Origin of the sequence: Pseudoalteromonas sp. Isolate6, from assembly GCF_022398435.1 — a bacterium.
GTDB classification, from domain to species: Bacteria; Pseudomonadota; Gammaproteobacteria; order Enterobacterales; family Alteromonadaceae; genus Pseudoalteromonas; species Pseudoalteromonas galatheae.
Window position 1 is genome coordinate 1 of the sequence record NZ_JAKEVK010000068.1, and the last position, 20,955, is coordinate 20,955.

General features: G+C 44.7%; 16 protein-coding genes. 3 read left to right on the forward strand and 13 right to left on the reverse strand.

The window, feature by feature from the left end; translation table 11 throughout:
• Window positions 1-188 precede the first annotated feature (188 nt).
• The 5 genes from L1D50_RS11455 to L1D50_RS11475 form a co-directional block, all read right to left on the reverse strand.
• On the reverse strand, window positions 189-2,735 hold the full coding sequence (locus L1D50_RS11455; RefSeq protein ID WP_239966068.1) for a family 20 glycosylhydrolase: 2,547 nt from the start codon (window positions 2,733-2,735) through the stop codon (window positions 189-191).
• Window positions 2,725-3,600: an ROK family protein gene (locus L1D50_RS11460; protein ID WP_239966069.1), complete on the reverse strand. Its 876-nt coding sequence runs from the start codon at window positions 3,598-3,600 to the stop codon at window positions 2,725-2,727. The genes L1D50_RS11455 and L1D50_RS11460 overlap by 11 nt, the downstream gene beginning before the upstream one ends.
• Before the next feature lie 6 nt (window positions 3,601-3,606).
• Window positions 3,607-4,872: an MFS transporter gene (locus L1D50_RS11465; protein ID WP_239966070.1), complete on the reverse strand. Its 1,266-nt coding sequence runs from the start codon at window positions 4,870-4,872 to the stop codon at window positions 3,607-3,609.
• A 106-nt stretch (window positions 4,873-4,978) separates the two neighbouring features.
• The gene (locus tag L1D50_RS11470) at window positions 4,979-6,466 is read right to left on the reverse strand and encodes a tryptophan halogenase family protein (RefSeq protein ID WP_138524535.1); all 1,488 of its coding nucleotides are present in this window, start codon (window positions 6,464-6,466) and stop codon (window positions 4,979-4,981) included.
• Between the two features lie 40 nt (window positions 6,467-6,506).
• Window positions 6,507-9,161 carry a TonB-dependent receptor gene (locus tag L1D50_RS11475; protein ID WP_138524533.1) on the reverse strand — a complete coding sequence of 885 codons (2,655 nt, stop codon included), beginning with the start codon at window positions 9,159-9,161 and terminating at the stop codon, window positions 6,507-6,509.
• Window positions 9,162-9,446: 285 nt separating this feature from the next.
• Between L1D50_RS11475 and L1D50_RS11480 the strand changes: the two genes are divergently transcribed.
• From L1D50_RS11480 to thpR, 3 genes are all read left to right on the forward strand, one after another.
• Complete coding sequence (locus tag L1D50_RS11480) at window positions 9,447-10,313, forward strand: AraC family transcriptional regulator (protein WP_128727217.1); 867 nt, start codon at window positions 9,447-9,449, stop codon at window positions 10,311-10,313.
• 171 nt (window positions 10,314-10,484) lie between these two features.
• A complete protein-coding gene (locus L1D50_RS11485) occupies window positions 10,485-11,207 on the forward strand; it encodes a helix-turn-helix domain-containing protein (protein WP_138524531.1) in 723 nt (240 codons plus the stop codon).
• A 29-nt stretch (window positions 11,208-11,236) separates the two neighbouring features.
• Window positions 11,237-11,755: an RNA 2',3'-cyclic phosphodiesterase gene (gene thpR, locus L1D50_RS11490; RefSeq protein ID WP_239966071.1), complete on the forward strand. Its 519-nt coding sequence runs from the start codon at window positions 11,237-11,239 to the stop codon at window positions 11,753-11,755.
• A 3-nt stretch (window positions 11,756-11,758) separates the two neighbouring features.
• On the opposite strand, the gene L1D50_RS11495 is transcribed toward thpR, so the two are convergent.
• The 8 genes from L1D50_RS11495 to L1D50_RS11530 form a co-directional block, all read right to left on the reverse strand.
• Window positions 11,759-12,364, reverse strand: a complete 606-nt coding sequence (locus L1D50_RS11495) for a hypothetical protein (protein ID WP_128727220.1) — start codon at window positions 12,362-12,364, stop codon at window positions 11,759-11,761.
• A gap of 11 nt (window positions 12,365-12,375) precedes the next feature.
• On the reverse strand, window positions 12,376-13,122 hold the full coding sequence (locus L1D50_RS11500; protein WP_128727221.1) for a hypothetical protein: 747 nt from the start codon (window positions 13,120-13,122) through the stop codon (window positions 12,376-12,378).
• A 23-nt stretch (window positions 13,123-13,145) separates the two neighbouring features.
• Window positions 13,146-14,432: a LysM peptidoglycan-binding domain-containing protein gene (locus L1D50_RS11505; protein ID WP_128727222.1), complete on the reverse strand. Its 1,287-nt coding sequence runs from the start codon at window positions 14,430-14,432 to the stop codon at window positions 13,146-13,148.
• Window positions 14,433-14,774: 342 nt separating this feature from the next.
• Window positions 14,775-15,023 carry a hypothetical protein gene (locus L1D50_RS11510; protein WP_239966072.1) on the reverse strand — a complete coding sequence of 83 codons (249 nt, stop codon included), beginning with the start codon at window positions 15,021-15,023 and terminating at the stop codon, window positions 14,775-14,777.
• Between the two features lie 56 nt (window positions 15,024-15,079).
• Window positions 15,080-17,047: a TonB-dependent receptor gene (locus L1D50_RS11515; RefSeq protein WP_239966073.1), complete on the reverse strand. Its 1,968-nt coding sequence runs from the start codon at window positions 17,045-17,047 to the stop codon at window positions 15,080-15,082.
• Window positions 17,048-17,186: 139 nt separating this feature from the next.
• Window positions 17,187-17,963: a LytTR family DNA-binding domain-containing protein gene (locus tag L1D50_RS23570; RefSeq protein ID WP_239966074.1), complete on the reverse strand. Its 777-nt coding sequence runs from the start codon at window positions 17,961-17,963 to the stop codon at window positions 17,187-17,189.
• A 136-nt stretch (window positions 17,964-18,099) separates the two neighbouring features.
• The gene (locus L1D50_RS11525; protein WP_239966075.1) at window positions 18,100-19,425 is read right to left on the reverse strand and encodes an ATP-binding protein; all 1,326 of its coding nucleotides are present in this window, start codon (window positions 19,423-19,425) and stop codon (window positions 18,100-18,102) included.
• A gap of 11 nt (window positions 19,426-19,436) precedes the next feature.
• A complete protein-coding gene (locus L1D50_RS11530; protein WP_138524525.1) occupies window positions 19,437-20,849 on the reverse strand; it encodes a sigma-54 dependent transcriptional regulator in 1,413 nt (470 codons plus the stop codon).
• Window positions 20,850-20,955: the final 106 nt, after the last annotated feature.

Here is a 20,955-nt window from a genome sequence, read left to right on the forward strand (position 1 = left end):
CATTATATTGTGTTTATGTCGTCTTTTTTATTCTAATAGAACAAAAAAGTAACACAACAACCAAGCTAAAACATATTTGTTACTTTTTCAACATTTTGCTATTAATTACATTTTATCAACGCCTTTTGGTGCTTGATAAAGGTGCCAAGAACTAAGTAGGGCTTAGCACCACATATCGATCTAATTCGTTATTTATTCTTTAAACTCAAAGCTCGCCCTTTGCGACCTGAGCTTGGGTGCACCGCTCTAAACGCCTGTACTTGATTAAGTGAGGCATTGAAGGGCACCCAGTTTCCGTTTTCAAGTTGTGCTTCGATAACAAAACCTGGAATGGCGGTAAAAGCGTCGAGCTTTGCTCCAGATTGCTGTTTTGCAGCGACGACAGGGATGCGAAATTCAATTCCGGCTTGTGCTAATTTAGGTAGTTCTTGATAGCCTAAAATAGCCACGAATCTTTGCCAATCAGCTTCTCGCTGCGCTTTTAACTTAGCAGTAAAATATCCACTAGATTGGCTGTATATTCGGCCAGCTTGGTAGGGTAATTCCCACTCGGCATGGTGCCATGCACGCTCTGCAAGGGCTAATAGCCGTGGATAAAGCATGTATTCGGCTTGTGCATCACTGCGCAGCATTTCACTCCATAAGTGTCCTTGGAGCCCGGCAAACTTAACCCCTTTGTTTAGTGATGAGTCGCTGTCGTTGGCTATGTAGGCGTGGTGATTGGTATTTTTCCAGAATTCAGCATGTGCAGGAAGGTTGTCTGGCATAAATTCAAACATCTTCTTGCTTTCAATAGCGCGACTTGCCCAGTGGTTACCACGCTCTTCTGGGTGAGATTGATATGGAAAGTCAAAGTAGGTTACATCAGGGCTAGACAGGACAACCTGCCAGCCCTGATTGGCGAAGCGATGCGCGACCGCGTGCCCGTTTTCGCTTAATGTCGCCCAAGCATTGCTCTGTACGTTTGCTGGCATATTTGCAGCACGTACATCACCTAAACCGTCGCTCCACCCTGCAACCTGTATTCCTTTTTTATCTAGTAACTTTGCGATCCGTTCAATGAAGTAACCGTTAAAGTTGGTAAAATCTTTCACGCTTGAGCGCAATTTTTTACAAGCCGGTGACTCTAGCCAAGCACCTGCGGTTTCATCGGCACCTATATGGTATGTATTGAGTGGTACACCCGCACGGTCATGCAGCACTTTTACTTCGCTTAATACTTTGTCGATAAAAGTGTAAGTGTTTGAAATACAGACGTTTAGCGTGTTGTCGTTGTAATGTTGAATGGAGCTGTAACGCGTTTTATCAGCAGCTTCGACTAATCGATACTGCTGTGCATTCTCTGGTTTGCCTTGTGCCATCAACTTTTTATATCGCGCCTCCATGCCGATGATTGCAGCGCGTGAGTGACCAGGCATATCTAATGAGGGTAACACCTCAATATGATGCGCCTTGGCATAGCGCAGGATCTCAATATAATCCTCAGCAGAGTAAAAGCCATTCACTTGCGCGTTTTTATCATTTCCTGCGCCTAATTGCGGCAATAGGCAGCGAGTTTCGGTCAAATCAAAACAGCGATAAGCGCCGACAGAGGTGAGTTCATCAAGACCGTCGATGGCTAAGCGCCAGCCTTCATCATCCGCTAAATGAAGGTGCAGTTTATTTAGCTTATACGCCGCCATCTGTTCAATGGTTTGTAAAATAAAGGCTTTGGAGCGGAAGTTGCGGGCAACATCGACGTGTAAACCACGAAAGTCATACCTTGGTGTATCAATAATATCCACCATGGGAATACTTAAATCATTAATATCCAACAGTCCCGCAAGGCTTTGTAGCGCATAAAATGCAGCAGCGCTGTTATTGGCTTGGATTGAGATATTATTTTCGGCGACCGTCAGTTGATAATGTGGGCTTGATTGCTGATTTGGCTTTACAGCGACATTAACTACAAGTCCGTCCTTGGTGCTTTTTACCCCGAGAGTATTGAGTCGCTGTTGTGCCATGGCGATAGCATCTGCTGAAACGCCTGAAAGTTGCAGATTAATACCGGCCGCTAGATTGAGGCGTCTATCGGACAGCATCGTCAGTTGTTTGGGCTTTGGTATCAGCCCAATTGCAGCATCAAGCGTTGGCTTCACTTGATGTTGATATAAGTATTCACTGCCCATCCACGGCGTGTCATCTTTACTGCTGGTTTGCAGCTGATTGAGCGTATCAAATGGCGCCAGATAAGGTTGTAGCTCAAGTCCTGTGTCGTTATCGCGCTGGGTTTGCGTGCTTTTGATCACTTGTGGGGTGAGCTTAAGCTGCGCGTCCGTTACAACATAGTTTGGCATAAATTCCGAGCGCGTAACCTGAGAATCCTTGGTATAAAAGCGCACGGTAGTGGGAGTACTTGAAAACCCACTAAACCCCGCCGCAGGCGTGATTTTGTGAATATCACCATTGATATGGGTGATGGCAAAGTTATCGCCCTCAACATGGTAAATCGGCATCAGTTGGCTAAAAAAGATAGCAAAGTCATTATTTGCCTTGGTATTTTCTTTAGCTACGCTAAAACTCAGCGCCGAGTAATAACACTTTTGTTGTGCCTTGGGGCAGGTGCTTGGCTTGCTATCAAGTAAGGTGTACTTTACATCAAGATTTTGGCCTAACCAGTTTACTGCGGTTTGGTCGAGCGCATAAAGGGGTGACGACACCCCAAAAAGTAGGGCCATAAGCCGATTAAACTTCATTGGCTAGTTCCTTGTTATCATGGTTAATTTTATTGTGTTGAAACAATCCGTATGCCCCTAAAAGTGGCGCGTGATTTAAGGTGCTTGGAATGACACGAACGGATTGATATAAAGCATTGCCAAGCAACTGCTGCATCTTGGCTTCAAGTGCAGCGTTAAAATAGTCATATGAATGCGTCACGGAGCCGCCAAGTACAATGACATCTGGATTCAGCACCATGACTACTTGCGCGAGTGCATGACCAACGTGACTGCCAAAAGTCTCAAATTGTTGTAGTGCAAATGGGTCGCCACTACGTGCTTGTTCGGCCAACCACCTCCCTTCAACTCCTTGTCGCCCAAAGAACTGTCCTGAAGCATAATCTTCAATAATTCCATCAAGATAGCTTAAGTTGCCCAGCTCTCCAGCAGCACTATGGTTACCCGTATATAAACTACCGTTAAGCACAAAACCGGCACCAATGCCTGTGCCAAGGCATACGCCAATTAGGTTGTTGGCATGGTGCTCACCATATAAGTATTCACCAAATGCAAAGCAGTTTGCGTCATTATGGACGATAACTGGCAATGAAAAGCGCTGTTCTAACAATCCCTTCAGAGGCACATTTTGCCAATTTGGAATATTTTGTGTTGTCAGCACCGTGCCGCTGTATACATCCAGTGTGCTTGGTACGCCAATCGCAATACCGGTTGCTTCGGCCGTTAGGTTTTCTTCGATTAAACGAATAACAAAGGCATTAACTTGGTTCAAGTTGGCCTGACTAGGCACCGCATATTGGCGTACCTGCTCGACCTGAGTGTGTGCAACCGAAGCCACAAGCGCTTTGGTGCCACCCAAGTCAATACATAACAAAGAGTGATTCATCGTAATTTAACTATTTTCATTTAGAGGTTGAGACAGCGTCTTTCGGCTATTGCCAAAAGTCTTATTTTTAATCAAAGGATTAGCCCATACACCAACACTCAGAATATAGCTAAGTGGCAGTAGGAGTAGCAGGGCAGCAAGCTGTAAGTTGTTACTCAATTCAGCCGCAAAACCTATGATGGGAGACATAAATGCACCGCCAATGATCCCGGTACATAAAATCCCCGTGATTGCGCCATGGCCGGTTTTGAATGAATTTAATGCCAGAGCAAAGATGACCGACCACATAATGGAGAGAAAGAATCCCACAACTGGAAAAGCAATAAGCGCCACGGTAGTGTTACCGAATAACGCACTTAACAGTGCGATAGCGGCGCCAGAGCTGAATAAAATCAAAAGCTTTTGTGCATCAATGAGTTTAAGTAGTGCCAGCCCAAGTAAACAACCTAAGGTTAGGCATAACCAGAATTCGCTCACCACTTTTGCGCCTTCGGTGGTTGGATCTAGGCCATGATACTGCTGCAAAAAGACGGAAATCAGGTTAGCTACACCTTGTTCTAGCGCGACATAAGCGGCGATGGCGGCAAAAAATTTCAGTACGGTTTTATCTTTAAAAAAGCCGATACTTTGTGACCAGCTCAGCTGCTGCTGTTTCTGCTCGGGTACCGCGCTAAATGGTGTAAATTGCGACAGCAATAGCATCACGACGCTCAGGGTAGCGAATACCGCATAGATACTTAGCCAAGTTTTATCTGCTGGGATAACACCAGACAGCGCTCCGCCAAATCCCTCTGCGGTGGTGACTTGAGACTGTAGTTTGCTATACATCAGAGGCGCGAGTGTCGCGGCAGCACCAAACATCAACTGCGCAAACACTGAAAGTACGGCAAAGTGTTCTGAACCACCGCTAGCGCGTAATAGTGGATTGATAGCCACTTGCAGCAATGCCATGGCACAGCCGAGCATAAACAACGCAACCATGGCAATGGCAAACGTTGGCATTAGCACAAAGGTCGTTGCGCCAATTGCAGCAAGGGTAAATGCAAGCTGCATAACGGTTTTTTCTCCAAAACGCTGAACTAGCAGTCCCGCTGGAATAGACATCACACCGTAAGCGATAAAAAAGGCGAACGGGAAAAACCCCGCGAGCGTTAGACCTATGCTGTAACTTTCTATTAATGCTGGAAAAATCGCGCCTAAAATATTGGTGATAAAGGACACCGTAAAAAAGGTTGCCAATACTAAGGCAATCACCAGGTAGCTTTTTTTCATGTTGTATTTCCACCTTCATTAGAGAGCGGGTGATGGCGTGGCGATCTCGCTTGTGGGCAGACAAACAAAAAGATCAAGGGGAATCTCTCCACCACCCGCAATTGGGTTATGCACGGAATGCTTGTGCTCGCTGTAATTGTTCCAGTGCAGTTGTATGGGCAGTAAAATGCTCATCACTAAGCTTTGTAAGGTAGGCCTTAGCCGCCTGTTCAATATGCTGTGGCGCTTGATCAAAGGGCATTTGGCAGGTGCTATCGCGATGATCCATGCCGCCAAGTAAGCAATACCAACTGGGACGAATATAGGGAGAGTGCTTCTTGTGTTGGTTGAGCCAAGCATCAAAATCAGCACCGCTACGCCAGTGTGTGAGCAGCTCATCAAGCTCGTTTAAGCTCAATGCTGCGACTTTCGCATCTTGCCAATACGGTGAATCTGCGCGCTTGCTGGTGGCGTAATGTGCCAGTACATACTCTTTAATACCGAGCACCAGTTCTGACAGTTGTTGATTGATGGCTTGTGCCTCAAGCTGTTGCGAAAGCAGCCTACTCAATAACTCAATGCTATAACCTGTGACCATCAGCGCGGTGGCTTCGAGTGGCTCAATGAAGCTCTGCGCGAGGCCAATAGCAAACACATTGCCTTCAACACAGCGAGCCATCATGCCCACTTTCATGGTGAGATGCTTGGCTTGTCCTTTATCGAGTTGCGCGGCTTGACGCAGTTGAGCCTCAGCCTCTTCGGGGGTGGTATGAGCGCTGCTGTATACGTAACCATGTCCGGTTCTGCCTTGTAGCGGGATCTGCCAGCGCCAGCCGCACGGCATCGCGATAGCAGAAGTGCTTGAAGGTAGCGGGTTTGTTTTAGCGCCAGCAATCGCGACCGCTGAATCATTGAGTAACTGATCGGCGAAGGAAATAAAGGGTACTTCGAGCGTTTTCTCTATCAGTAGGGCGTTAAACCCTGAGGCATCGACGTAAAAATCGCTTTTCACCTGCTCACCCGACTCAAGTGTCAGTGCCATAATTTCCCGTGCATGATGCTGTACGCTACTCACCGTACTTTGAATATGTTTTACGCCTCGCGCTAGGCTAAATGCTCTTAACCAATCTGCGAGTTTTTGCGCATCAAAGTGATAGCCGTACTCAAGCGCCCTTGGTAATGGGCGCTGTGGCAGTGGTGCTTGTTGCTTCCCGGCCAGTACTGCGGCTAAAAAGTAATGTTCGGGCTTATCTATATATTCGTTACCACGACGTCTGGCGTTGGCGTTGACAAAGTAGACTTCCGCTGTTTTGGCATCCATTTCAGAGAAGAAAGGATGGAAGTAGCTACCATTGTCGCCATTCCAATTATCAAAGTAGATCCCGGTTTTATAGCTGGCTTGGCATGCGGGCATCCAATCGCGTTCTTTCACACCAAGACTTTGCATAAAAAGCTGCAAATGCGGCGTTGAGCCCTCGCCAACGCCAATTCTGCCAATCTTTGATGACTCAATCACCGTAATTGATAAATTGGGTTGATGCTTTGCAAGGTAGGCTGCGCACATCCAACCGGCTGTACCACCACCAAGGATGGTGAGTGACTGTATTGTTTTCATAGGCACATGACCCCAGTCGCAAGGGACTGGGGCTCCGAGGTTAGAACTTATAGCTGACGCCAAGGTAATAGCGCGTACCAAATTCGATGGTGTTTTGCGTTAAGTTATATTTGGTGTCGTAAGATTGAATAACCTCATTGGTCAGGTTAACACCCTCTAAGCTGACATCCAGATTTTCCATCGCATGCCACACCAAAGATGCATCCCATTGTTGGTAGCTGTCGTTGCGTACGGCTTGTGCTGCACCTAGGCCAACCCACTCACTACGCCAGTTGTAGGCAAGACGTGCACTAAATTGCTCGTTTTCGAAAAATAGTGAGCCGTTAAATGAGTTTTCAGATACACCTGGCACCATTTCTTTTGCATTATCTGGTGTGGTGGTTTCACTATCCACGTAGGTGTAGTTAGTAATAAAGCCAAAGCCATTATCAAAGCTATGTTGAAGCTGCAGTTCTATCCCTGTTACGTCACCGTCTCCGTTACTACGTGGGCGTGTGACTCGGCATTGATCATATTTAGAAGGGTCGGTACCGCATCCGTCTACATATTCGATCGCTTCGGTAGAAAAGACAACGTTGTCAATTTTCTTCACAAAAATGGCTGCTGAGAACAAGGAAGCTTCGGTAAAGTAATATTCGACGCCAATATCCGCTTGGTCTGCTTCATATGGTTTAAGATTCGGGTTACCACCGGTGGCAGAACCAAAGTTGGCATCAATCGCTAGACCTGGCTTTAAGTCGTTGTAGTTAACTCGAGACATCACGCTAGAGGCGGCCGCACGGATGATAATATCGTCGCTGTAGTCATAAGCGAAGTTGATGCTCGGTAGCCAGTTGTCGTAGTCAACCGTTTCATCGAATACTGTGTTATCGACATAACCTGTGGACTGTTGCTCTGTATCCACATATCGCAAGCCGATATTACCGCGGAAGTTTTCACCACTGAAATCACTTTGCACATAAATAGCGAGCATATCTTCTTCAACATTGTAAGTCTTACCAAGGTCTTGTTGCTCGATTAATTCACCCGCCTCATATTTGCCAGTGATAAAATCCCACCATTTGTCTTCATCGATCTTGGCGTATGAGTTAAGGATATGTCCGCCTGTTTGCGAATGAAGATTGGTAAAAATACCATCACTCCAATTAGCTAAGCTGTTACCATCAGGAACAAAACCAATTACATCTGCTGGATTTCTTTGGAGTGCGATACGTGAAAATTCGTTTTTGTTTACTTTCACACCCGCTTTGATGTTCTTGAAGTAATCGTGTTCTAACATCCACTTGATATCGGCTTGTGCATAACTTACTTCATGCTCTTGAACTGTCGTTTGGAAGTTTGATTCATGAGCAAATTTGAGCTGGGAGGCATCGCTCGGATCTAACGAGTCAAACCAAATTTGATAAGGGCCTGTGGCATCATAAGTAAAGCCACCATCGGTACTATTTTGACCATTAGGGAAAGCTGGATCGCCAATTTTGTCTCCTTCATCGGTTGCTGGGATCCACCAACTTGAGGAGCCAAACTGCGTACCACCATCAGATGTAGATCGACCAATAACACCGCTTACCTCGAAAGTATCGCCGACGTATTTACCACTGAAGTTTAAGACATCGACTTCCATATTTACGGCGTTACGAATAGTAGGGTTATAGATAATTGATGCGTAAGCAGGTAATACTCTGGCACGCTGAGCGCCGCCTGCATCATTGGTTGCCACATCAGTCGTCCCTGCGCCACGACCAGTAACGGTAAGAAAGTTATGGTTAACATGTGGGTTGTCGAATTCAAAGTTGAAATAATCTACCGCAAATTCGATGTTATCACTTGGCGCAAATTGTGCGGTGAGCTGTGCGCTGGTGCGCTCTCGCTCAGCTCTAAATGCTTGTGAACCAATGGCCCATGCAGAAATATGATCGACTTGATTGGTATCAGGGTTAGCTTCAAACTGCTTAGTATATGAACCGATGGATTCTATTACATGGCGACCAGACGTTAACCGCTCAAGTGAGTAAGCGGCCAAAACACCAAACTTTTCATCGTCACTCTTCCAACTACCTAAAAACGATCCGCTTAAATCATTTTCATCATACAAGGTAGAGCGGCCCATCTCTGCCGACACCATGTAAGTGTGTGCATCTAGGTCCAGTGGTTTACGCGTGACGAGGTTTACCGTGCCACCCAGCGCACCTTCTTCAATGTTTGCTTCAGGTGTTTTGTAGACGTTAACTGCCGAAACTTGCTCTGCAGACAGCAACTCCATGTTAAAAGTACGTGTGGATGGCCCCAAATCATACCAGTCGGTACTGGCAACGGATTGGCCATTTAACAAAATGCGCGACTGCTCTGGTGCTGTACCACGAATAGTAACGCCGCTGACTTCGCCATATTGGCGGTCTACCGTGACCCCTGAAATACGTTGTAGCGCATCACCAATGTTTTTGTCGGGAAACTTACCAATATCTTCCGAGGTGATAGCATCAACAATACCGTCTGCAAAGCGCTTGGTATTCATTGAAGCTTCAAGCGAGCGGCGAATGCCTCTTACTTCAATCACTTCGACTTTTTCTGTTGCGCTTTGTTCTTCGGCTAATGCTGATGGTGCAGCGGTGAGTAATAGGGGTGAGAAGGTACTTGCTGTCACGATGGCGGCAAGTTTATTCAATTTAAATTGCTTCAACTTAGTTGTTTTCATTGTTCTGCCCATTGTTCCTATTTGTTGTTGGCAGAAGCTAGGGTATCGTCTTGAGTGTTTTTTAAGCGGTATATTTCTATCTACTAGTGATACTTTTCACGCTTAAATGAGCGTAATTTGACAAAAATACTTCACTGTACTCTAGGCAATCGCTATATTTCGATAGATTAGTATTGTTGAATGATTGAATTTGCATGATGTGCAATTAGGTGTAATGAACGGTGGTTATAAAAATTTATAACATACCGATTTTAAATAAGTTTATTAATGTAAAAGGAAATTGCTATGCGCGCGATGTACGAGAAAGTTCTGCCATCCCCTGGATGCTCATGGCGTTATTGTCTGTATCAATTGCCCGAAATTCCCTTTAATTGGCACTATCATCCGGAATATGAGATCTGTTTGACGCTCAACAGTGTCGGTGTATGTCATGTGGGTGATCATATTGCCCCTTACGAAGACTTGGATTTGGTTATCCTAGGGCCTGACTTACCACATACTTGGCAGTCAAAACCGAACCCGGATCACTCCGCTCACGTTGTCCATGTTGCACAAATACCTGCGCACTGGTTGGAGTCTTTAGTGGCTCAGCATCCTGAATTACAAGGCTTATCTGAATTGTTAAATGCTGCGCGCCGTGGCGTCAAATTTCCTGTGGAAGTCGCAAGGCAAGCGAAAAAATGGTTTGAGCAAATCGCGGATGCCGAGCCGTTAATGCGCTTTGTGCTTTTGCTTGAAATGTTAACGCGGATGACGACATCGAACTATCAACATTTAGCCAGTAGCGGCTTTCGCTTTGACGCCCGCCATGATCCTGCGAAAGACAAGTTCGACCGGGTCATTGCCTATATCTATGACAATTACACCGACAAATTAAGCGCCGATGAGCTTGCACAGCAAGTGCACATGAGCACCAATCACTTTCATCGTTTCTTTAAAAAGCGCACGGAGCGTACTGTGACGGAATTTATCAATCAGCTGCGTATTGCCAAGGCCTGTAAACTATTAATTAGCTCCGCCTCTCCCATTAGTGTGATATCGGATCAATGTGGTTTTAATAATATTTCTAACTTTAATCGTCGTTTTCAAGCGTTGAAGGCGTGCACGCCTAGTGAGTTTCGCGCACGGCTGCACCAAAAGGCATTGTATTGATCTGAACGTGGGCTTGTTTATTATACGTTTTAATCAAAACTCCAATTCAAACCATGAATATTTCGTAATGCTATGATATTCATGCTTATTCCTAAATATTCAACTTGGTATTTATCAAGGAATTGCCAAGAATGTGCCGGGTCACAACAACAATAAACGAGGATGACCGTGATGACACTAGGACACTTTATAAAACAGATCCGCACACAAAAAGGCTTGAGCCAACCCCAGTTAGCGGAGCAAATGTGTGTTGAGCAAAGCTATTTATCTAAACTAGAAAACGACAAGTCTGTGCCTTCTAACGAGGTATTTAGAAAGTTACTAACGGCGCTGAATTTATCTTTAGACGAGTGTATGCAAACCCTTTCAACACAAGGAAAGCGTGAAGAACTAAGTCAAATACCAGACATCGAATATTGGTATAAGCAACACCAACAATCAAAACAAAAGCAATATAAGCAACTTGCGGTATTAGCTATTTTGCTAGTGTCTCTTGGTGTCGGGTTATTTTGGAGTGGCTACAAACAGATATTTTTTAGTGAAAAACTGTTTGAGTATGAATCTCAGGGTGTATTGCAAGCTGGCGAGCCCGTTGAGTTATACAACAAATGGCACGCATATCTCGTTCCTCATAGTAAGAATGGTGACCGTGAGTTTTTTGAGCAAGTTCAGCTTGCCATGGCGAAACGTTTAGACAAAAAAACGGTATTTTTCTCAGACTATAAAGGGGGCGCTTATACCGAATCGGTAACCGATGGTAGAAGGCACTATCGTTTTCAAGGCCCTAAATTTAGTGAGCGTGTAGAAAACGCCTGGTTGCAATTTGTTGGCTTATTATGCTTCTCTGCTGGGGTTATGCTAACTTTAGTAGGGAAACGGTTAGTTAAGCCTTAGTTTATTAAGCCTTAAGGTAAAGGTGTAAGATGCAAAAGCGATTATTTTTTGGTATTGGCATGGATGACGACACTCGAGCACATATCGGTCAGTGGCTGGTGGATAGCGTGAGTGCCAGTAAAGCCAATACACAACCAAGTAATTGGCATCTTACACTGGCGTTTCTTGCCATGGTGGAGGAATCAAAAGTTGCTGAGCTTTGTGATTTTGCCAGTAGTTTATCTGTGCCTAAATTTGCACTCACCTTTAGTGACTATGGCTACTGGCAACACAATGGCATTTTTTACTTAAAGCCCGAACAAAAACCACAAGCTTTGCTTGATCTCGCCAATCCATTACGGGCTTTTGGAGAAAAATGCGACCTCTATCATAACCCGCATCCGTTCTCTCCACATATCACGCTATTTAGAAATTGTAAGCCAGAGCCGACTGTGGCAAAGCCAATAGAGCCCTTTTCGCTGACGGTAAAAAAATTTCACCTCTATCACTCTCACCGCAATGAGCATGGCTTGATTTACGACCCTATTGAGTCCTTTTTTCTGAACTGACCTTTAAGATAACCAACGCTTTAGCCTTTTAACCAAAGTTTCGAACCAAGTTAGTTGATAGCGTTTGTATTTATCGCACTTGAGGAATAGCTTTTTGGTGGCTTCGTTTCGTGCTGGGCTAATATGTAGACGGCTACACTCTTTACTTGCGCTGTGCCAATCTTGTGCGCTGACGGCTTTAATCAAATTAGGAAAGGCCAAAAATAACTTACTGGTACCAAGGTTATAAGCCATATCCAGCAACGCAATCTTAGCGGGCGTCGGTAATAGTTGATAAGGAATGCTGCCAGCATCTTGCTTGGCAAAAAAATGGATTAAGTGCCGCTCAAATTCTTTAATCTGCTCTATGAGGTACTTTTTAGAGGCCTTGGGCGACAACGTTAGCTCGGTATGTTGAGCATACCAAGAAGCTTTGTAGCCGCTTGGCTTGTACTTTATATTGCGATATTCATCGCGCTTTTGTTGTAGTGTTGCAGAGCGTTTGGAGCGCCTATCTCGCATTGGTAATTGGCAGAATTGCTCAACACTTTGCATGTGAAAGCCAACACCAATCGTTGGATTGGCATTCACATCTAGGTACAAATGTAGCACTTCACCTTCAAACTGCATGAGGTGCGTGATTACTCGCTGATAGAATTTATCGGTGTCATTGAACAACTAGGTACCTCAGTGATCACTGCTTTTTCATTTGTGGTATAGCACTGTTTTAGTATAGAACAGTAGCAGGCCTCTGCCTTAAAATTCATTTTATGGGCATCTATTTTATCCCATAAGCCACGGTTAAAATTACTTTTTGGCATAGTGAAGATGTTGAAAGTGTCACCATCTGCTAGCAAGATTTTTTGTGGTGCACTGGAAACATACCAACCAAACTTTTTTAGATAATTGATATTTGATTCTTCGTCTTGGGCATCTCTAAGCGCTGCTTGATAGGCGTTAAGGTTGCAGCAAGCGTCCATAAGCTCGGTTACATCAAAGTAATTTTCGCCATCAAACTCGTACTTAATGTAGTGGATTATGGCAGGCCCGGTCCCCGAGTTACGGATGTCTACTCTAATCGTTGCTTGAGTGGAGTCTAGATCAAAGTTGCTATAGCTAAACTGTAGCCAAGGCCAGGTTTCAGTTTTTAGCTGCTTTTCGGCCGCGGAAACCTGCTCTTGAGCAGCCTTGGCTTGCAGATAAGTGGCATAAAACGACGCTGCTGAGATAAACATAGCGCATAAGGCTAAAATGGTGTTCATTTTAGAGCGAGAGAGTTTAAAACTACCTCTCGCTTGTCTTGAGCTCGGTGCTGGCGGGCGCACTCGCTCCGTGAGTCTCTCTTCGGTAACATCTTCAGAGTGAGAGTTATTATTATGGTCTGACATATTTATCCAAATGATATTACGCTTTAAGGCGACAGAAATACCAGTAACGTATCTCCAATTTTCAATCTATCTGTCGATAGCTGATTCCATTGCTTTAGCTTTGTGACGCTGACATTAAATTGTTTCGCAATGCGCCATAAACTATCGCCGTGTTTTATCTTATAGTCTAGTTGTTTGTCAGCTAGTATGGGCAAAATTAGCTTTTTCCCTGCACGAATACGGTCACTCTTTAATTGATTAAAGGCTTTTAACTCGGCGACGGTTAGCGAGTAGCGCTTTGCAATAGTGCTGAGAGAGTCTCCGCGGCGAATTGTATAATGTTGCCATGTATCTGCGGGCATTTTTGGTAAGTCTGTGAGCATGGTTTGCCACTCTGATACGCGCGCGGTGGGGACGACAATATGCTCAGGACCACCGAGTAATGCAGGAAAACGTGCATAGCCTGGGTTCAATACTTCGACCTCTTTCCAGCCTTTAAGATCAGATAAAATGGCTTGCTGTTCGAGTTTAATAACGCTGATTAGCGAGCGATTAGGGATCTTAGGAAACTTCATCAAGTCATGCTTTAGCAGCTGTGATGCCGCAAGTAGCTTTGGTACGTAGTGGCTTGTTTGGCGCGGTAACTTCAAATGAAAAAAGTCAGTTGGTTTACCTGCTTTTTTATTACGTTCAATAGCCGCAAGCACTCTACCTTCACCCGTGTTGTAAGCGGCAATGGCATGATACCAATCGCCATCAAAACGTTTGTGGAGATATTGCAAAAAGTCCAATGCGACGCGAGTCGAGTCTACGATATCTTGGCGACCATCATACCAAGCGTTGATCTTGGCGCCATAATGCTTAGCAATTAGCGGCGTTAGTTGCCACAAGCCTGAAGCGTGCTTGTGAGAGTAGGCGTGGGTATTAAAATCGCTTTCAATTAGTGGCATCAACGCAAGTTCAATTGGCATATCACGCTTTTCGACTTCTTCCACTAAGTAATAAAGTAGCGGCGCTGCTCGTTCACTGATGGTATCCATATAATTTGGATGCTTGAGATACCAATCAATCCGTTGTTTTACACGCTTATCGTTGGAGTCGGCAAAGCTGAGCTGATCTTTAATACGTAGCCACAAATCATCTGTAGCGAGTGGATCATACGATGCTTTAACTACGGTTTCAGCTTCGTCTTTGACTGTATTTTTTGGTTTGTTTACGACAGGTCGCACGGAGTTATCTGGCGTAGGTTCATCCTGTTGAGGTTGCTGTATTTGGCTACAGCCATTTAGAAGCAAAATTGCTGCAAGTAATGGAGTGATGAGGTTTTTCATAGAGCCTTTTTTATTATCCTTTTATTATGCAGTCCAATGAGGCATCTGAACCGCATAAGATTGTATATAAATTCGGTGCAAATGCAAAAATAGGCACCTTACCTGTTGCGGCTGTGTAGTGTAGAGCGATGAAATGGATACAAAATGAACTTTAGCGTTACAGCATTTAGCATTGATTAATGGAATTAACGCAATAACACTCGGTTACTTGGTAATTGCGTCTGCTCACTTACTCAAGGCGTAGTTGTTGCTTAAATCGTGTTTTATAGGTTCTCGAGAGTGTTAATACTTTCTCACTTTGCAATGCGATTTCACTGTCACCACTGGCGAGCGGCGTAATACTCACAACCTTAGAGACATTAATGGTATTTCATCTTCATCGCTTCGTTGTGTTATTGGGCGTGCTTCGCCAAGTATATGAGAAATACTAAATCGATAACCAGTTATAACGGCAATAAAGAACACCAAGCTCAAAGCATCTTTTTGATATTCATAGATAAGTTCAAACCAAGAAAGATGAAAGTTGTAATCTAGTTGCAAACTAAAATAAATCGTTTCACGTAATAACACCATGATGTCTAACACGGCCAAAACAAAATAACAGTGAGGCAATAAAAGTGGGGCTAATAGGCACGATTAGTATCGGCCTACCAACTACCACTGAGCGTAAACGCAAACTCCGGTGGCACACGCTCACGAATCGTTTCCACGGCGCTTACGCTACCCGCCCGTGAGGCGTTGTGATACAGGCGTCGATATTCGTATCTAGACGTTAGTGGCGAAGCTTCTAGGTTGAGCTTAACTCGCTGGCTTACTTGAAGTTGCGCTTGCAAAGTCAATTGCAATGAGCCTGATTCAATAAATTGCTCGTCTGGGTAATATTCGCGATAACTATCCCCACTGGAAATCTCTATGCTCCAAGAAAAACGGCTAAAACCTTGTCGAAATTGCATGCTAGCCCTATGTGGAACAGTTCCGTTAATCGCACGCTTGCCTGTGAGTATGTCACGGTATGATGCGTCTCGATAACTATAATCAAGATTGATCTGGCTGTTGTTGATCCAGCTTGATAAGTCTAGATTAACTGCACCATCTAGCCCCCAAAGTGTGGCATCCCCGGCATTTGCAATTATGCTTTCACCTCGATTATCTTGCTGATATTCATGCACATCTTTTTGCCACTGATAAAAAGGTTTAACGTTAAAACGCCATATTTCACCTTCTTCAATATCAATTTGCAGCGCAAGTTCAGTGTACTGCATAGGCTTTATTTCAAGGTTGCCAAACTGTAAGCGGCCAAATCCTGCGTTGAGCTCAGGTAAAAAAAGTGAAAAATCGAGCTGTTCCACCTCATGCTTTAAGGTGGTTGTAAACTGAGTGCTTTTTGTCGCGTCATAATTTAATCGCACCAGCGGCTTGGCGATGAGGTGCTGAATATCTTCACTCTTACTGCTATTGGTCGAAAGTGTAGCCTGCTCGGCTGCCAGTTTGCTGTATAACCGCCATTTGGGTGAAAGCGACCAAGTAAAAGCAGCAAAGGGCTCAAGACTTAGCTCTTTTATCGTGCTGTGTAACTGCTCCTTGGGTAATAGTGTGTTGGCATTTACTCGATTAATACTGGCCTCAAGACCATACTCCGAGACAGTGTCGTTTACCATCAGGCGAATTACTCGCTCGTCAGTACGCTTATACTGTGTAAAGCTCGGTGTTGAAAGTTGCGCAGAGAGACCATCAAGCATGTGTAACTCATTCTTTTGTTTTGAGTAGTAGCCTGTAAGCTGTGTGCTCCAGCGCTGACCTTGCCACTGTCTATCGATAGACATTTCGGTTGTGTCTGTTTTATCGCGCTCTTGCGAAAACGCAGATTCAATATCGCTGGATGAAGTTGGTGTGCGGTACAGCCATTCGTATTGCGACTGCAAGTTGTCTTTTACAGCCTGAACATTGAGCGTTAGGGCGCCATCCTGCATGGTTTTGTGGCTGGTAAGTGAGAGTGTTATTCGCTCACTTTGCTCTCTAAATGTTTCTTCGCTCTTTTCCTCGAGAGTATTACTAGACGCAAACAGTTGACCTTTATTGGTACTTTTAAATGGCTCATCCTGAGCTTGAATATGGCCACTATGCGTCCACTGCCCTTTAGGTAAGATAAACCCTGCCATTGCCGTGATGCCAATCGAGGAGCTGGCGTTGAGTGTGCTACCTAGTTGCCAATTATAGGCATTGGTTTTTTCATCACGAATGATGTTAACAACTTGATTATATTGCTTAAGTGAAGGGAATGGGTGGTGGCTTAGATAAACTTCTAGCGCAGTAATTTGATCAACGGGAAGTTGTTTTAGATACTCCGAGACCGACCCGGACTTTACGCGGATCTCCATACCATTTAATAAAATATTGGCTGAACTACCACCGAGACCGCGTTCACCATTTTGCTCTAAGAGTGTGAATGACGGTAAGCGCTCTATGACTGCAAGTACATCTTGTGCAGCAAATTGTTGCAAAGAATTTCCAGTGTAAACACTCGGTTTTAAGTTATCCATATTGGCGTAAACGCTGCTACTTATGACGCTCATTAAAGCGTAATAGGCCGCCGTGGAGGGATGAAATCGTGTCATTGTTCCTCTTTGAATAAAAAGCTCTCCATTGCGCTATTAAAAATAAAAAAGCAGATAAAACAAATTATTAGGTACGTAAGGTGGTTCTATGGGACGGATCGACGGGACACCGTAAGCGGGTTCACGTCGCTCGCTGGTGTTATGCAGCCTGAGAAAGCGTATCAAAGCGTGACTTCAAAGCCTTCTTATAGCCTTTACTCAAGTTAATTTGCGCGCCCGTTGATAACTTGATGATGGCATTACCTGACGCTTTGGTGATGATACGCTCAACATAGGCCAGATTAACTAAATAAGAGCGGTGGGTGCGCACAAATAGATCGGTGGGCAGCATGGCTTCAAACTGAGATAGGGTTGCTCGTTTGAGGTATTGGTGTGACTCGGTATGAATTTCAACATAGTTTTTAGCAGCCACTATGTGCACTATGTCTTTGATCTGTACAAATGACTTATCGCCGCCTAAATCCACAAGCAAGCGTTGATTTATCGCGATACTATTGTTTTCTTCGTTGCTTTCAATACGGATAAACTTGTGCCAAATCATAAAGCAGACGTAGATCACCAGCGGATGTAATGGCGCAAAATAATACAAGGTATAGGGAATATCATCGCGATATACGAGATAGTCGAACCCAGCTTGTATAGACATGCTCAGCACGAATAAAGCCGAACAGCAAACTAAGTAATTGCGCCAACATACCTTATCCTGTTGGCTGAGTTTATTTAGCCATAAGAAGAGAATTGGCGTGTAAATATACCAAAGCCCCCATTCCTGCAGGGCCCACCAGATAGGGTTATTCAGCCGCTCACTTTCTATCTCAACCCAATCGTGCAGTAAGTCGATTGCGGTTAAAAATATGATGACGGCGGTCCAGCCAACTCCAGTAATAGTAAGAATAGGTTTATAAACGGTGTGCACGAACTTTTCCCTAAATTAGATACTGTTAGTTTACCGACTTTTTATAAGTTCACAAATCCTCAAGGATGGTTTGGCCCTGTAGTCTTATTTACCTCGAACTAAAGGTAAGCTGTGCCTTACCCATGGCTCAGGTTAGTTAACCAAATACACATCTAAAGCAGGCGCCTTGCTCGCGCTGAAGGTAAATTAAGTCGCCGCCATGATTAATCATGATTTGTCTCGAGAGGCTTAAACCGATCCCAGAGCCTTGCTGTTTAGTTGTAAAAAACGGTACAAAAATCATGTCGACGACATGCTCGGCAATGCCAGGGCCATTATCGCTTATTTCTATATAGTGCTGGCCTGCGTTATTCGCTCCAGTTTTCAACACCACTTGGCGCGCGTTTTGCTGGCTTGAGTCATTGTTTTGCCGGACCGCTTCAATGGCATTTTTGGTTAAGTTAATAAGTACTTGCTCAATCTGAGCTGTATCTAACATCACCAGTTGAGAGTGGCTAATATCAAGCTGTAAGTCTATGTTCGCTTGATGACAGCTTTGTTGATGTAACTGATAAATACCCTCTACAAGCGGCGCAAGCTGGGCAGGTTGCAGCGCTGGGCTGGGTAAATTACTCACCGTTCTAAAACGGGCGATAAAAGCGCCCAGATACTCAGTGCGTTTTGCCAGTGTTTGCAACGCTAAGGCGAGGTCTTGTTTATCTTCTTCATCGTCAAAACTTAGTGTGCTGGGCAGTAGCCCTTCACAGGTTTGGGCAATGGATGACAGAGGGGTGATAGAGTTAGCGACTTCGTGCGTAAGCACTTTGGTGAGACGCTTATAGGCCTGCTGCTCTTTATTTTGTAAAGCATCACGAATGGATTGTAAGGTGACAATTTTACGAATTTGCCCTTGGATCTGCGCTGATGTTATTTGTATAGACAAGTTATCTTGTTGTTCGCCATACTGCCAATTTGCTATCGTTTTCAAACTGTTATCGCATTCATTAACCAGTGGTGCGATATCTTCTAAATCTTCGCTGTGATTAATGGGTTTACCGAGTAGCCGGGTTACCGCTGGATTTGACTCTATAACCTTCCCCTCGCTGTCGAGCACCAAAACCGCTAAGTCGATATGCACTAACAAGGTTTGTAAAAAGTGAGCCTGCTGCTCGGCGCTCAACCGTGCGCTTTGGATCCGCGTTTTTATCTCTTCTAAGTGCTGCCGCATGGGGTGATGTTGGCTTAATCCTAAGGAGCTATCGCCATTGGCTAAAGACTTAAGTACAAAACCCATATGCTTGTTTTGCTTGTTAAATTGGAAGTATAAGGTTGAAATAAACGCGATGGTAATAAGGGTGAACAGCAGCCAAGTTGCCGAAAATCCACCTTGTATATACAAATATAGCGAGAGGCTACTGGAAATTACTAGGCCAATGATAGTAAAGAAAAAAACAAGAGTGGGGTGGTGAGCGAGGCGGGTCATTTCTTTCCTTCCTACAAATCGTACTTTTCTAAGCGACGATACATTGCCCCTCGGGTTAACCCGAGCGCTTTGGCTGCGTTTGAGACATTGCCTTGATAATGCTTGAGCGCTGCACGCACCGTACGTTGCTCAATCTCTTCAAGGTTGAAAGTACCCTCAAAAGTGAGTGCATTGGGGTCCGAGGTATCCTCCTTACCGGCTTGCGCCGCCGAGTGGTTAGTACCAATTACAGTACTGATATCTAAAAACTCGGTTTCACTTAAGATCACCGCACGCTCGATAGCATGTGCGAGCTCTCTGACATTACCCGGCCACGGATAGGTTTGTAAACACTGCATGTCGCTGCTATTTACCTCAAGCTGCCTTTTATACTTGTGGCAAAAGTGCTCTAGGTAGTAGTTTACGAGCAGTGGAATATCGTCGGCACGTTCGCGAAGCGGTGGCAGACGGATCTCTATGGTATTGATCCGATATAATAAATCTTGCCTAAAACGACCTTCATCAACCGCTTGTTGCAGATTGTCGTTGGTGGCACAGATAAGTCGTATGTCCACTGAAATGGGCTTATTGCCGCCCACAGGAGTGACTTGTCGATTTTGTAGCGCTGCAAGTAGCGTTGTTTGTTGGTTCATTGGTAGGTTGCCCAATTCGTCCAAAAACAAACTCCCTTCGTGTGCAAGCTCAAAGCGACCGACCTTATCGCTTTTCGCATCGGTAAACGCCCCTTTTTTATGACCAAATAGTTCGCTTTCAAACAAACTTTCGGAGATAGCGCCCATGTCTAAGCTGATAAAGGTCTTGTCGTGGCGCATACTCGCCTGATGAATGGCGTGGGCTGCAAGCTCTTTGCCCGTGCCACTTTCGCCAGTGATCAAAATATTGGCATCAGTGAGTGCTGCGCGTTCTATAGTACTAAACACCTTTTGCATTACCTGGCTTTGGCCTAGAAAGGCAAATTGATGGCTACCACTAGATTGATTGAGTGCCTGATTTAACCCTTGTGCCTGACGAGTGAGCTTACCAACTTGCTGCTTGTCTTTGGCATGGGCAAATGCGGCGGCAACCGCACCGAGTAGTTGGTCATTTTGCCACGGCTTAGCGATAAAGTCGGCGGCACCTGCTTTTATCGCATCGACAGCAAGTTGAATATCGCCATAAGCGGTCATTAACAGCACCACGATACTTGGGTCTTGTTCGACAATTTTCTTTAACCAATAAAAGCCCTCTTTGCCACTAATGGCATCTTGGCTAAAGTTCATGTCGAGCAAGATCACATCTATTTGCTGCGATGTAATCTGCGCTTCTATATCAAAGGGGTTATCTGTGGTAATGATGGTTTGATAATGCTTCTTTAGCAAAAGCTTTGCTGCAATTAATATATCGCTGTTGTCGTCGACAATTAATATGGTGCCTTCCTGCTTCATATCCTGATCGCTTTATTTTTCTTTTAGCGTACCGCAATCGTTTACACTTCGTCTACGAAAAGTGTTCATTTATGGACACTTTGTGATTTTTGATGTGTTCTATTTC